This is a genomic window from Pseudomonas sp. GCEP-101 (assembly GCF_025133575.1).
In the GTDB taxonomy this organism is placed as follows: domain Bacteria; phylum Pseudomonadota; class Gammaproteobacteria; order Pseudomonadales; family Pseudomonadaceae; genus Pseudomonas; species Pseudomonas nitroreducens_B.
On sequence record NZ_CP104011.1, the window covers coordinates 2364416 to 2377880 of the forward strand.

A 13465-nucleotide genomic window follows, 5' to 3' on the forward strand; every position below is an offset into this window, starting at 1 on the left:
TGAACGCGCCGTGCTTTTCCCGGTTGTCGCCGGCCACGGCGGAACAACCCACCCGGCGCCCGGTCGATATGGCGTCCGGTATTCCCTTGGAGCCAGCGATGTCCGTCAAACCCCGCGTCACCCTCGCACTGGCCGCCCTGCTGGCGGCTTCCTCCGCATTTGCCTTCAACCTGGGCGATGCCGCCAAGGCGGTGTCCGGCGCGACCGGCAACGACACCTCCCGCGTCGCCTCCACGCCGCAGACCAGCGGCCTGCTCGATGCCCTCACCGGCCAGCTCGGCGTCAGCGACGAACAGGCGCTCGGCGGCACCGGCGCACTGCTGGGCCTGGCGAAGAACAAGCTGAGCACCGCCGATTACTCACAATTGGCGAAGACCGTTCCCGGCCTCGACAAGCTCACCGGCAGCAACGCCCTGGGCGGTCTGGGCGGGCAGCTCGGCAATCTCGGCGGCGGCGCCGCAAGCGGCCTGCTGGGCAACGTCAGCAGCATGGGCGACGTGAACCAGGCCTTCGGCGCGCTGGGCATGGACCAGGGCATGACCGGCAAATTCTCCAGCGTGCTGCTCGATTACCTCGGCAAGCAGGGCCTGAACAGCAACCTGCTCGGCACCCTGGGCAGCCTCTGGGGCAGCGGCGCCTGATATCCGCCGGGCGGTGCGGAACCGCCGCACCGCGCCCCGGTCCTATCGACGATCCGGCTCTGCCCTGGGGCCGGACAACCGCTTTCCGGAGCCGTCGATGCCCACCCGTTCCGTCGTCTTCCTGGCCGCCTGCCTGGCCATCTCCCCCGTGTTCGCCGCCACCTTCACCGACACCAGCGAGCCCGTCGGGCAGACGCAGGAGGTGCCGCCAGCGGCCAACGTGTTGCTGGGCAACCTGACGCGGCAGCTGGGGGTGAGCGAGCAGCAGGCCATCGGCGGGACGGGCGCCCTGCTGGCCATGGCGATGAACAGCCTGAAGGACACCGACACCGCGCAGTTGCAGAAATCCCTGCCGAACCTCGACCAGCTCGCCGGCAACAGTTCGCTGGGCGACCTGGGCGGGGCGCTGGGCGGTTTCGGTGGGCTGGGCAACGCCGCGGCGCTGCTGGGCGGGATCAACAACCTGCAGGACGTCGACCAGATCTTCGGCGTGCTGGGCATGGACCAGTCGATGATCGGCCGCTTCGCCGGGGTGATCCTCGACTACTTCACCGAGCAGGGCCTGAGCAACCAGTTGCTGGGCACGCTCGGCGGACTCTGGGGCACGCCCAAGGCCCCGCTGACGCCGGCTGCGCCGGTCGCCGGGCGGGGCGCGTAGGCGCGTCAGAACTCCTGGCGCAGCTGCTCGATGCGCGCGTCCTTCTGCTCCCACAACCGCGACACCCAGTTCTGCACGTACTGGCGGAATTCCGCGTCGTTCTCGTAGTCGCCCTGCCACAGCGCGGGGTCGATTTCCCGTGCCTGGATGTCGACGATCACCCGCGGCACGCGCCCGCACAGCAGGTCCCAGAAGCCCGGGCGCGGGCCCTTGGGGTAGACCAGGGTGACGTCCAGCAGGGTATCGAGCTGCTCGCCCAGGGCGGCCAGCACGAAGGCCACGCCGCCGGCCTTGGGCCGCAGCAGGTTCTGGTAGGGCGACTGCTGCTGGGCCTGCTTGGCCGGGGTGAAGCGCGTGCCTTCGAGGTAGTTCACCACGGTCACCGGCATGCGCTTGAACTTCTCGCAGGCGGCCTTGGTGATTTCCAGGTCCTTGCCCTTGAGCTCCGGGTGCTTCTCCAGGAACGCCTTGCTGTAGCGCTTCATGAAGGGGTAGTCGAGCGCCCAGAAGGCCAGGCCGAGGAAGGGCACCCAGATCAGCTCCTTCTTGAGGAAGAACTTGAAATACGGCGTCTTGCGATTGAAGGCCTGCACCAGCGCGGGGATGTCGACCCAGGACTGGTGGTTGCTGATCACCAGGTAGGAGGTGTCGCCGCGTAGTTGCGCGCCGCCGCGGATGTCCCAGACGGTCGGGGTCATCAGGGCGAAGATGGCCTTGTCGATCTCCGCCCAGGTCTCGGCGATCCACATCACCCCGCGCGAGCAGGCGTCCTTCGCGGTCTGGCCGGGGACCACCAGCTTGAGCAGGGCGATCAGCATCATCGGCCCGATCAGGATGAGGGTGTTGAGCAACAGCAGGAGGCTGGCGATGACACCGGCCAGCGTTTGCAGGGGGCGTGCCCGCATGGATTACATTCCTTGTGCGACGGTGGCGCGGTCATGATACGCAGACAATGGTTCCGGCCCAAGCGGCGGGGATATGGCGAACCAATGGCTGCCGTGCTAGTCCTATGCGACGTATTCCACCCCCGGAGATTCCGCGTGAAACGCGCCCTCGCTCTGCTTTCGCTGCTCACCCTTGGCGCAGCGGCCCTGCCCGGCCTGGCACAGGCCGGCGACACCAAAACCTACGGCCGCTACGAATGGGTCAGCCTGCCCGAACTCGACCAGACCCTGCAGGCCAAGATGGACACCGGCGCCTACACCTCCTCGCTGTCGGCCAAGGACATCCAGATCTTCCAGCGCGACGGCGAGGACTGGGTGCGCTTCAAGCTGGCCACCAAGGACGGCGGCGACTCGGTGTACGAGCACAAGCTCGCACGCATCTCCAAGATCAAGAACCGCTCCGAAGGCGCCGGCGAGGACGACGAGGAAGAAGCCAGCCCCGGCCTCAGCCAGCGCCCGGTGATCGAGCTGCCGGTCTGCCTAGGCGGCGACCAGCGCACCATCGAGGTCAACCTCACCGACCGCAGCCACTTCAACTACCCGTTCCTCATGGGCGCCAAGGGCCTGCGCAAGTTCCACGTCGCGGTCGACGCGGGCGAGCGCTTCGTCGCCGGCAAGCCGGACTGCTCCTGATCCTCGATTGACGCGGCGCGGGGCATGATGGACCCTTCCGGGATTGTCCCGGGAATCGGAATCCCATGCCCCATATCCTCATCGTCGAAGATGAAGCCGCCATCGCCGACACGCTGCTCTACGCGCTGCAGGCCGAAGGTTTTCAGGCCACCTGGCTGAACCTCGCCGGCCTCGCCCTGGAGCGCTTGCAGCGCGAACCCTTCGACCTGGTCATCCTCGACGTCGGCCTGCCCGACATCAGTGGTTTCGAGGCCTGCAAGCAACTGCGGCGCTTCTCCGAGGTGCCGGTGATCTTCCTCACCGCGCGCAACGCCGAAATCGACCGTGTGGTGGGCCTGGAGATCGGCGCCGACGACTACGTGGTCAAGCCTTTCAGCCCGCGCGAGGTCGCCGCACGGGTCAAGGCCATCCTCAAGCGCACCGCCCCGCGCGACGTCGCGGCGCAGGCTTCCGCCGGCAACGGCCCGTTCGAGGTGGATGAAGAGCGCGTCCAGATCCGCTACCACGGCCACGCGCTGGCCCTGACCCGTCACGAATTCCGCCTGCTGCAAACGCTGCTGGCGCGCCCCGAGCGGGTGTTCAGCCGCGAGCAGTTGCTCGACGCCCTGGGCGTCGCCGCCGATGCCGGCTACGAGCGCAACGTCGACAGCCACATCAAGAGCCTGCGCGCCAAGCTGCGCCAGGTCGCCCCGGCTGCCGAACCGATCCAGACCCACCGCGGCCTGGGCTACAGCTACGCGCCGGACAAGCGCTGATGCGTCTGTCGCTGCGGATCTTCCTGGTCTACTTCTTCTTCGTCGGGCTGACCGGCTGGTTCGTGCTGCGCACGGTGATGGACGAGATCCGCCCCGGCGTGCGCCAGTCCAGCGAAGAGACGCTGGTGGATACCGCCAACCTGCTGGCCGAAATCCTCCAGGCCGACGTGAAGCGCGGCACCCTCGACCAGAGCCAGCTGCCCGCCATGCTCCGCGCCTATGGCGCGCGCAGTCCGCAGGCGGACATCTGGGGCGTGAACAAGACCGCGGTGAACCACCGCATCTACGTCACCGACGCGCGTGGCATCGTCCTGCTGGATTCCCTCGGCCAGGCCGTGGGCCAGGACTATTCGCGCTGGAACGACGTCTACCGGACGCTCAGGGGCCAGTACGGTGCCCGCTCCAGCCGCGAGTCGGCGGACGACCCGGAATCCTCGGTGATGTACGTCGCCGCGCCGATCCGCGATGGCGAGAAGATCATCGGCGTGGTCTCGGTGTCCAAGCCCAACCGCACCCTGCAGCCCTACATCGACCGCTCGCAGCGGCGCCTGGCCTGGCTCGGCGCCGGGCTGATCGTGCTCGGTCTGCTGGTGGGGGCGGGGCTGTCGTGGTGGTTGAGCCGCTCGCTGGATCGCCTGACCCGCTACGCCCAGGCCGTCAGCGAAGGCCGCCGCGCCGAGTTGCCACGCTACCGGGGCGGCGAGATGGCGCAGCTGGCCGGGGCGGTGGAGCGCATGCGTGTGCAGCTGGAGGGCAAGGACTACGTCGAACGCTACGTGCATACCCTGACCCACGAACTGAAGAGCCCGCTGGCGGCGATCCGCGGCGCGGCGGAACTGCTCGAAGGCGAGATGCCCGCCGAGCAGCGCGCGCGCTTCGTCGGCAACATCGCCGGGGAGAGCGAGCGCCTGCAGCAACTGATCGAACGGCTGCTCAATCTCGCCCAGGTGGAACAGCGCCAGGGGCTGGAGGAGCCGGTGCCGGTGGCCCTGCATGAACTGGCGGACCAACTGGTCGACGAACGTCTGGCGCGGGTGCAGAGCGTGCGTCTGGAGAATGCCATTGCGCCCCAGGCGAGCGTGGTGGGCGAGCGCTTCCTGCTGCGCCAGGCGCTGGGCAACTTGCTGGACAACGCGCTGGATTTCACCCCGGCCGGCGGGCTGATCCGCTTCGACGCACAGCCCGATGGCAACGGCTGGCGGGTCGAGGTGTTCAACGAGGGCGACGCCATCCCGGCGTTCGCCCTGCCGCGCCTGACCGAGCGTTTCTACTCGCTGCCGCGGCCGGTCAGTGGACGCAAGAGCACCGGGCTTGGCCTGAATTTCGTCGCCGAAGTGGCAGCGCTGCATGGCGGTGAGTTGCGGGTGGAGAACGTCGCGGGCGGTGTTCGCGCAAGCCTGCGTTTGCCGTTGTAGGAGCGAGCTTGCTCGCGAACAGCCCCAGCTACGGAGTTGGTTCGCGAGCAAGCTCGCTCCTACGAAAAGCGTCGCCGAGGTGGCGGCATTGCATGGCGGTGAGCTGCGGGTGGAGAACGTGGCGGGCGGCGTTCGCGCAAGCCTGCTCTTGCCGTTGTAGGAGCGAGCTTGCTCGCGAACAATCCCCGCTGCGGAATCGGTTCGCGAGCAAGCTCGCTCCTACGAAAAGCCTCGCCGAGGTGGCGGTGCCGCATGGCGGTGAGTTGCGGGTGGCGCGGCGGGTGTGCTGCTTCTTGCGTAGAAGCAGCTGTCTTTTCCGGCACGTGCAGTGCCCCGCGCTTCCCCTCACCCCAGCCCTCTCACGGAGGGAGAGGGGGCAGGCCGTGCCGGCTGACGCCATATTTTCATCCTGCGCCGAACGGTTCCCTCTCCCTCCGGGAGAGGGTTAGAGTGAGGGCCGATTGGAACGTCGAACGACCTGGTGGCGGACGTTGTTCGCGGTAGGTCACCGCCGGCTCGCGGACGCATACGCTCTTACAGCCATCAAACGCCACACAAATCCCACACAGTCTCCACATTCCCGCCCAAGCGCCCCCACGCGAGGGGCGCAGGCTTGCTCCGTCGTCCAACCACGGAGAAGCCTTCGATGAATCGCCACCTCGGCCTCAAGCTCGGCGCCATCGCGCTGTTGATCATCCTCTTGCTCATCCCCCTGCTGATGATCGACGGCCTCGTCGACGAGCGACAGAACTACCGCGACGAGGTCCTGCAGGACATCGCCCGCAGCGCCAGCTACAGCCAGCAGCTCACCGGCCCGCTGGTGGTGGTGCCCTACACCCGCACGATCCGCAGCTGGCGCCTGGACAAGACGAGCCAGCAGCGCGTGCTGCAGGAGCGCGAGGTGCGCGGGCGGCTGTACTTCCTGCCGGAGGTCTTCAGCCTCGACGGACAGATGCGCACCGAGCTGCGCCACCGCGGCATCTACGAGGCGCGCCTGTACCATGTCGATGGCCAGGTCAGCGGCAGCTTCGTGCTGCCGGCCCACTACGGCATCACCAGCGACCTGGACAGCTACCGCTTCGACGACCCGCTGCTGGCCGTGGGGATCAGCGATGTGCGCGGCATCGAGAACGCGCCCAAGCTGAAGGTCGGTGACGAGCTGCGCGACTTCCAGCCGGGCACCCAGAGCCGGTTCCTCGGCAATGGCGTGCACGCGGTGCTGCCGTTCAAGGCCAGCGACCGCGAGCAGCGCTTCGACTACGCCTTCGAGCTCTCGCTGCTGGGCAGCAGCCGTCTGGACATCACCCCGGTGGGGCGCGACAGCCAGGTCAACCTGGTGTCGGACTGGCCGCACCCCAGCTTCGGCGGCGAGTTCCTGCCCACCGAACGCAGCATCAGCGACGCCGGCTTCAGTGCGCGCTGGCGCACCAGCTTCTTCGCCACCAACCTGGAGGACCAGCTGCGCGCCTGCACCGCGCCGGCCCAGGCCGACGTGGCCCGTGCGGTCGACGCGGTCGATCCGGATACCGCCGGCGCCAGTTCCGCGCAGTGCAACGAGTTCGGCCAGCACCGCTTCGGCGTGGCGCTGGTGGACCCGGTGGACCAGTACCTGAAGACCGACCGGGCGGTGAAGTACGCGCTGCTGTTCATCGTCCTCACCTTCGCCGGCTTCTTCCTCTTCGAAGTGCTCAAGCGCCTGGCGGTGCACCCCATCCAGTACGCCCTGGTGGGCATGGCGCTGGCGCTGTTCTACCTGCTGCTGCTGTCGCTTAGCGAGCATGTCGGCTTCGAACTGGCGTACCTGCTGTCCGCGGGCGCCTGCGTCGGGCTGATCGGCTTCTACCTCTGCCACGTGCTGCGCAGCCTGTGGCGCGGCGCCGGTTTCAGCCTGGGCCTGGCCGGGCTCTACGGGATGCTCTACGCGCTGCTCAGTGCCGAGGACTACGCCTTGCTGATGGGCTCGCTGCTGCTGTTCGGCGTGCTCGGCGGCGTGATGGTGCTGACCCGTCGCCTGGACTGGTACGGCATCGGCAAGCCCCGTGGCGATGACCTGGAGTTTTCCCTGGACGAGGTGCGCGTGCAGCGCTGAGGAGACTGGAGATGCCGAACCTGATGCGTTTTTCCCTGAGCCTGTTCGTCGGCCTGCTGCTCAGCGGCCTGTGCCTGCCGGTGCTGATGCTGCTCGGCCGCTTCGACTGGATCGCCCTGCTGGTCGCCACCGGCAAGCCGCTGGCGCACCTGGCGTTGCTGCTGCCGGGCGAGCTGTGGACGCAGCTCACCGGCGTCGAGGACGCGGCGCACAACCCCCATGTCCGCTCCTTCCTGGAGATGTGCATGGGCGTGGCGCAGCTCGGCCTGTTGCTGGCGCTGCCGATCTACCAGCTGGGCAAGCCGTCATGAGTGCCTGGCGCGGATTGCGCGAGGAGCGCGAACTGGGGCGGCGGCTGGCGCGGCGGATTGCCGGGTTGTTCGAGCAAGGGCCGGAGCGGCGCCCGGTGCGCGATGAGCGATTCCAGCGCGGAGTGGTGCGGCGGTCGGAGGCGCCCCGCGGCTTCTGGCGCGGGGCTGTCCCCCTCACCCCAATCCTGGCGGCGCGCCCCGCTCAGAGGGAGAGTGAGCTGGGCGGTGCCGGCTGGCAGGTCTGGCAGCAGCCGGCGCGACCTCAGGCGTGCTCGGCGTAGGATGGGTGGAGCGCAGCGATACCCATCGATGATTCAGGCCGGAACCGTGGCCTGCATCGACGGCCGCTGGCTGACCTCGGCGAACCATGTCGCCAGCTGCGGGTAGTCGGCGCGCCAATCCCAGTGGGGTTGGCGGAAGTCCAGGTAGCCCAGGGCGCAGGCCACGCCGATGGCGGCGATGTCGAAGCGCCCGGCCAGCTCGGCATGGGCCGGGCCGTCGAAGTAGGCGAGGGTGCGGGTGATCTTCAACTGCTGGTTGTCCAGCCATTGGTCCCAGTGCTTTTCCGCCGGGCGCATGGCGGTTTCGTAGCGGATCAGCACGGCGGCATCGAGCACCGCGTCGGCCAGCGAGGCCAGGGTGAGGCGCCGCCAGCGCGCCGCGCCGTCGCGGGGAATCAGCGGCTCGCCGTCGTGCTGCTGGTCGAGGTAGTCGAGGATCACCCGGCTGTCGTGCAGGGTCTGGCCGTCGGTCAGGCGCAGGGCGGGAATCTTGCCGGCGGGGTTGTCGTGCAGCACGCCGGCGTCCGGCGCGATAGGGGTGTGGACGGCGGCGTACAGCTCCACGCCGTCGACCTGGCCGGTCTCGTGCAGCAGGACCATGACCTTGCGCACGAAGGGCGAAGCGGCGGCGTGGAACAGGACGGGACGGGTACTCATCGACAGCAACTCCTGGGGTTCGGTCTTGGGTTCAATCGTGGATCAGCACCAGGCGGTCGGTGCCGGATTCGGCCCCCCACACCTCGCCGGGCCGGCCCGCCAGCTGGCGGACGTTGGCGTGGTCGTGGTCGCTGGGGAAGGCGGTGAACTGCTCGCTCTGCGGGTCGAAGCGCAGCAGCGCATTGCTGGCGAAGTCGCTCAGCCATACCTGGTCCATGGCATCGACATACAGCGCATAGGGCTGCGGATGATCGCCCGGCAGCTTCCAGGTTTTCCACTGGTTGTCGCTGGGGTCCAGGCGCGCGAGGCTGCCGGCGCTCCACTGGCTGACCCACAAGCGCCCCACGGAGTCGGCCCAGAGGCGGCGCGGCCCGGCGTCCTTGCTGGGGGCATCGACGGCGGTGGCGCTGCCTGCGATGCCGTCGACCTGGCCGATGTAGTTGCCCGCCAGGGAGGCGTACCAGATGCCGCCGTCCGGTGCCACGGCGATGCCGTACGGCCCCTTGCCGCGCGGCGCCGCCCACACCTTCAGGTCGCGACTCTCCGGATCGTAGCGGCCGTAGAAACCGTTCTGCCCGGTGAACCACAGCACGCCGTCGTCATCGAATACCGCAGTATTGAGGTTGGCGTTGGCCGCTTCCTTGGGCAGCGCGATGACTTCCACGCCCAGGCGCTGGGCGTCCACATGGACGATGGCGTTCTGGCCGCTGTCGGTGATCCAGGCGTCGCCGTTGCCGTCGGCGATCACGCCGTGGGGGCTGGAGCCCTTGCCCAGGCTGACCTGCTCGGTCTGCCCGGTCTGCGGGTCGAGCCGGCCAAGCACGCCGAGCTTCTGCGCGGTGTACCAGACCTTGCCGTCCTCGGTGGGCGCTACGTCGTGGGGGCCGGAGCCCTTGGGCAGATCGAAGTATTTCACCTGGGCGGCAGCGGCGCCGGTGGCCAGCAGCAGGCCGGCGAGCAGCAGGGGCAGGGCGCGAAGCATGGGGCTCTCCTTGGCAGAGTCCGGACGGTGATGAGACTGTACGCCGGTCAGTGTGGCCGACGAAATGAAGGAGAACCGCTTGTGACGACGATTTCCGTACGGGGGGCTGCCTGCCGCCAGGGTTCGCCGGTGAACGACGATGCCATCGGCTACACCGCGCAGGCGGCCTGGGTGCTCGATGGCGCGACCAGCCTCGGACGCGGCCTGGTGGGCGACGACAGCGATGCGCGCTGGCTGGCGCAGAGCGCCAATGCGCACCTGCAGCGGTTGCTGGAGGAGCAGCCGCATCGGCCCACGGACGATCTGCTGGCGCAATTGCAGGCGGGCATTGCCTCTGATTTCCAGCGCGACTCCGGCGTGGCGGTGAGCCTGGATCTCAACCTGCCCACCGCGTGCCTGAGCCTGCTGCGCGTGCTGGGCGATGGTTCGCTGGAGCTGCTCAACCTGTGCGACACCTCCATCCACCTGGCCTGGGACGACGGCCGCGTGGAGAGCTTCGGCGATACGCCGCTGGAAGAGATCGATCGCCAATCGGTGCAACGCCTGCTGGCGCTGCGCGAGGCGAACCCGGACTGGAGCCATGCGCAACTTTGGCAAGCCAGCCGCGAATGGGTCCGGCGCAACCGCGCACTGGCCAATACGCCGGAAGGCTACTGGTGCCTCGACCCGAGCGAACGCTGGATTCCCCATGTGCAGCGCCGGGTGCTCGACGCGGCGGGGCTGAGGGCCTTCATGCTGGTGAGCGATGGTTTCGACCGGCTGCTGGACTTCCGCCGCTACGACCTGGATGCGCTGTTCGCGGCCCTGCCCGAGCGCGGGGTGGAAGCATTGATCGACGAACTGCGCGCGCTGGAAGGCGCCGACGACCAGGCGCTGGCCTATCCGCGCCTGAAGATCCATGACGACGCGAGCGTGGTGTGGGGAGAGGTGAAGGTGGGCGTTGCGTAGGAGCGGACTCCGTCCGCGATGGCATCCGGCGCGATGCCGGCCTATCGCGGACGGAGTTCGCTCCTACGCCCCTGAAACACCGGAGCGGGCTGCTCCACTGTAGGAGCGGGGGGGGGGGGGGGGGGGGGGGGGGGGGCCCGCCCCCCCCGGGGGGGGGCGGGGGGGGGGCGGGGCCCGCCCCCCCCCCCCCCCCCCCCCCCGCGCCCCCCCCCCCCCCCGCCGCCCCCCCCCCCCCCGGCGCTCCTACAGGTATCTACTGGGCGTCAGAACCTGTGCCACCACGTTGCGACGGTCGCCGTAGGAGGAGCGTAGGGCGCATAACCTGGAACAGGTTATCCGCCGTTGTGTTGGCGGATAACGCTGGCGCGTTATGCGCCCTACGAGCTGAGCGGCGGCCATTGTGTAGGAGCGGACTTCGTCCGCGATGGTATCCGGCGCGAGGCGGGCCAATCGCGGACAGAGTCCGCTCCTACGCTCCTGAAACAACGGAGCGGCTTGCTCCTGTAGGAGCGGGCCATGCCCGCGACCGCGCGCATGGCGCGCTCCTACAGGTAGCTGCTGGCCGTCAGAACTTGTAGTTGACGCTCGCCACCACGTTGCGACGGTCGCCGTAGTAGCAGTAGAAGCCGTCGCAGGTGGAGATGTATTCCTTGTCGAATACGTTGTTCGCATTGAGCGCGACGTTCAGGCCGTCGAGGCTGTTGTCCAGGCGGCCGAGGTCGTAGTGCACCGCGGCGTCGTAGAGGGTGTAGGAACCGGTGTCGCCGTCGGACTTGTCGCGAACGTAGCCCATGCTACCGATGGCGATGTTGTGGGTCTCGCCGACGTAGCGGGTACCGAAGCCCAGGCCGAAGCCGTCGAGCAGGCCGTCGTGCCAGGTGTAGTCGGCCCACAGCGAGGCCTGGTTCTCCGGCGTGAGCGGCAGCGGACGGTTCTTGTCCAGCGGGTTGGCGACCTTGGTCATCTTGCTGTTGGCGTAGGTGTAGGCGGCGGTCACCTTGAGGTTCTCGGTGACGTTGCCCACCGCTTCCAGCTCGAAGCCGCGCACCTGCGCCTCGCCTACCGGGCGGCTGATGAAGTCGCTGCCGGTGAGGACGATGTTCTTGCGGGTCAGGTCGTAGACCGCGGCGCTGAGCATCAGGTCGGTGCCCACCGGCTGGTACTTCACGCCCAGCTCATATTGCTTGCCGGTGCTCGGCTCGAAGGCCGCGCCGTTGGTGCCGCCGGCCTCGGTCTGGAATGACTCGGCGTAGGACACATAGGGCGCCACGCCATTCTCGAACACATAGCTGAGCGCCGCGTTGCCGCTGAACTGGCTGTCGCGGCGGGTATCGGTGGCGCCGCCGGCGTTGTAGAACTTCGAGCCGGTGTGCGCCCAGTCCTGGCGGCCGCCGAGGGTCAGGCGCCAGTTGTCGAGGGCGATCTGGTCCTGGGCGTAGAGGCCGGTGTCGCGCATCTTCTGGTTGTAGTCGTTGTACGCGGTGTAGACGACGTTGCTGAAGTCCTGGCCGTAGATCGGCTTGCTGATGTTGCTGGTCGGCGCGGTGCCGTACAGCCATTGGTAGTTGGTATTGGCGCGCTGGTGATCCAGGCCCAGCAGCAGGGTGTGCTGCAGCGGACCGGTGGCGAAATCGGCCTGCAGGTTGTTGTCGATGGCGAACTGGCTGATGTCCTCGTTCACCACGTTGGCGCCACGGGCCAGGGTGCCGTCGTCGCTGACCGAGGTGGCGGTGCCGCCGGCGGTGATGCCCTGGAACGACAGGTCGCTCTTGGTGTAGCGCAGGTTCTGACGGAATTGCCAGACGTCGTTGATGCGGTGCTCGAAGGCATAACCCAGGGCGTAGTAGGTCTTGTCGTAGAACTCCCAGTCCGGGTCGCCGAGGTTCTTGTGGTAGCGCACCTCGCCCGCCGGGGTGGACAGCTTGGTGCCCTGCAGCGGCAGGAACTGGCTGGTGATGCCGGTATCGTCGCGGTTGAACTGCGAGAGGAAGGTCAGCTTGGTGTCGTCGTCGACGTTCCAGGTCAGGCTCGGCGCGATGTTGTAGCGCTTGTTGTCGACGTGTTCGACCTGGGTGTTGCTGTCGCGCACCACGCCGCTGACGCGGTACAGCAGGTTGCCGGCGTCGTCGACCTTGCCGGTGCTGTCGAAGGCGATCTGCTTGTGCTCGTAGCTGCCGACCTGCAACTGCACTTCATGGCTGCTCTGCGCTTCCGGGCGGCGACTGGTCATGTCCAGCAGGCCGCCGGGCGGGGTCTGGCCGTAAAGCGAGGAGGCCGGGCCGCGCAGCAGGGCGACGCGCTCCAGGTCCCAGGTTTCCAGCTTGGGCATCACGTAGGCGCCCTTTGGCAGCGGCAGGCCGTCGAGGAACTGGGTCGGTTCGAAGCCGCGTACCTTGAGCCACTCGGCACGGGTGTCGTTGCCGTAGCTGCTGGCGATCACACCGGGCATGTAGCGCACCGCGTCGTCCAGGCTCTGCACGTTGCGGTCCTGCATCTGCTCGCGGGTGGCGACGGAGATGGAACGCGGCGCTTCCAGCAGCGGGGTGTCGGTCTTGGTGCCGGCGCGGGTGCGGGTGGCCAGGTAGCCCACCGCCGGGCCGTCCGGGTCTTCCTGGGTGGCGCTGATGGTGGTGGCGGACATCGACAGGGTGTCGCTCGGTGCCGGGCGCAGGCTGAAGCTGCCCGATGCGTTTTCCACCAGTTCCAGCCCGCTGCCCTGCAGTGCCTGGCGCAGCGCGCCGGCGCCGTCGAAGCGGCCTTGCACGGCGTGTGCGTTGCGGCCCTGGGCCAGCGCCGGATCCAGGCTCAGCGTCATGCCGGCTTCGGCGGCAATGCGGTTGAGCGTACCGGCCAACGGGCCGGCGGGCAGTTGGTAGTCACGCACGGTTTCGGCGGCGATGGCCGACGAGGTGGCCAGCAGGATCGCGATGGCCAGCAGGCAGGGGCGGAGGGACAGTTCGAACGGGCGGCGCATTGAAAACGACTCCTACGGTTCTCGATGCCTCCTTGCCGAACGAGAATGGAAAAGTGATAGGGCAGGGGTGAAAAAATTTTTGAGCCTGCATCAGGGGCCGGCGTGTCGTAGGAGCGGACTCCGTCCGCGATAGGCCCGCATCGCGCCGGATACCATCGCGGACGAAGTCCGCTCCTA

12 protein-coding genes are annotated in these 13465 nt (G+C 68.2%); 8 read left to right on the forward strand and 4 right to left on the reverse strand.

Going from position 1 to position 13465, the window contains the following annotated elements; translation table 11 throughout:
• Positions 1-98: 98 nt before the first annotated feature.
• Positions 99-641 (forward strand): DUF2780 domain-containing protein, encoded by a 543-nt coding sequence (locus N0B71_RS10720; protein WP_259758893.1) that lies wholly within the window; start codon positions 99-101, stop codon positions 639-641.
• A gap of 97 nt (positions 642-738) precedes the next feature.
• Positions 739-1299 (forward strand): DUF2780 domain-containing protein, encoded by a 561-nt coding sequence (locus tag N0B71_RS10725; RefSeq protein WP_259758895.1) that lies wholly within the window; start codon positions 739-741, stop codon positions 1297-1299.
• A 5-nt stretch (positions 1300-1304) separates the two neighbouring features.
• On the opposite strand, the gene N0B71_RS10730 is transcribed toward N0B71_RS10725, so the two are convergent.
• Complete coding sequence (locus tag N0B71_RS10730) at positions 1305-2204, reverse strand: acyltransferase (RefSeq protein WP_259758897.1); 900 nt, start codon at positions 2202-2204, stop codon at positions 1305-1307.
• A gap of 135 nt (positions 2205-2339) precedes the next feature.
• Between N0B71_RS10730 and rloA2 the strand changes: the two genes are divergently transcribed.
• The 5 genes from rloA2 (at position 2340) to N0B71_RS10755 (ending at position 7446) form a co-directional block, all read left to right on the forward strand.
• Complete coding sequence (rloA2, locus tag N0B71_RS10735; RefSeq protein ID WP_259758899.1) at positions 2340-2876, forward strand: retropepsin-like aspartic peptidase RloA2; 537 nt, start codon at positions 2340-2342, stop codon at positions 2874-2876.
• A gap of 65 nt (positions 2877-2941) precedes the next feature.
• Positions 2942-3631: a two-component system response regulator CreB gene (gene creB, locus N0B71_RS10740; RefSeq protein ID WP_259758901.1), complete on the forward strand. Its 690-nt coding sequence runs from the start codon at positions 2942-2944 to the stop codon at positions 3629-3631.
• Complete coding sequence (gene creC, locus N0B71_RS10745) at positions 3631-5046, forward strand: two-component system sensor histidine kinase CreC (protein ID WP_259758903.1); 1416 nt, start codon at positions 3631-3633, stop codon at positions 5044-5046. The genes creB and creC overlap by 1 nt, the downstream gene beginning before the upstream one ends.
• A 646-nt stretch (positions 5047-5692) precedes the next feature.
• Positions 5693-7135 carry a cell envelope integrity protein CreD gene (gene creD, locus N0B71_RS10750; protein ID WP_259758905.1) on the forward strand — a complete coding sequence of 481 codons (1443 nt, stop codon included), beginning with the start codon at positions 5693-5695 and terminating at the stop codon, positions 7133-7135.
• An 11-nt stretch (positions 7136-7146) separates the two neighbouring features.
• Positions 7147-7446 (forward strand): hypothetical protein, encoded by a 300-nt coding sequence (locus N0B71_RS10755; protein ID WP_259758907.1) that lies wholly within the window; start codon positions 7147-7149, stop codon positions 7444-7446.
• Positions 7447-7760: 314 nt separating this feature from the next.
• Here N0B71_RS10755 and N0B71_RS10760 read toward each other — a convergent pair whose 3' ends face one another.
• Both N0B71_RS10760 and N0B71_RS10765 read right to left on the reverse strand, forming a co-directional pair.
• Positions 7761-8384: a glutathione S-transferase family protein gene (locus N0B71_RS10760; protein ID WP_259758909.1), complete on the reverse strand. Its 624-nt coding sequence runs from the start codon at positions 8382-8384 to the stop codon at positions 7761-7763.
• Between the two features lie 31 nt (positions 8385-8415).
• Positions 8416-9366, reverse strand: coding sequence for a Vgb family protein (locus N0B71_RS10765; protein WP_259758911.1), 951 nt, complete (start codon positions 9364-9366; stop codon positions 8416-8418).
• Between the two features lie 81 nt (positions 9367-9447).
• Here N0B71_RS10765 and N0B71_RS10770 point away from each other — a divergent pair, with 81 nt between their 5' ends.
• Positions 9448-10314, forward strand: coding sequence for a protein phosphatase 2C domain-containing protein (locus tag N0B71_RS10770; protein WP_259758912.1), 867 nt, complete (start codon positions 9448-9450; stop codon positions 10312-10314).
• A 565-nt stretch (positions 10315-10879) separates the two neighbouring features.
• On the opposite strand, the gene N0B71_RS10775 is transcribed toward N0B71_RS10770, so the two are convergent.
• Positions 10880-13288, reverse strand: coding sequence for a TonB-dependent siderophore receptor (locus N0B71_RS10775; RefSeq protein ID WP_259758913.1), 2409 nt, complete (start codon positions 13286-13288; stop codon positions 10880-10882).
• Positions 13289-13465 lie beyond the last annotated feature (177 nt).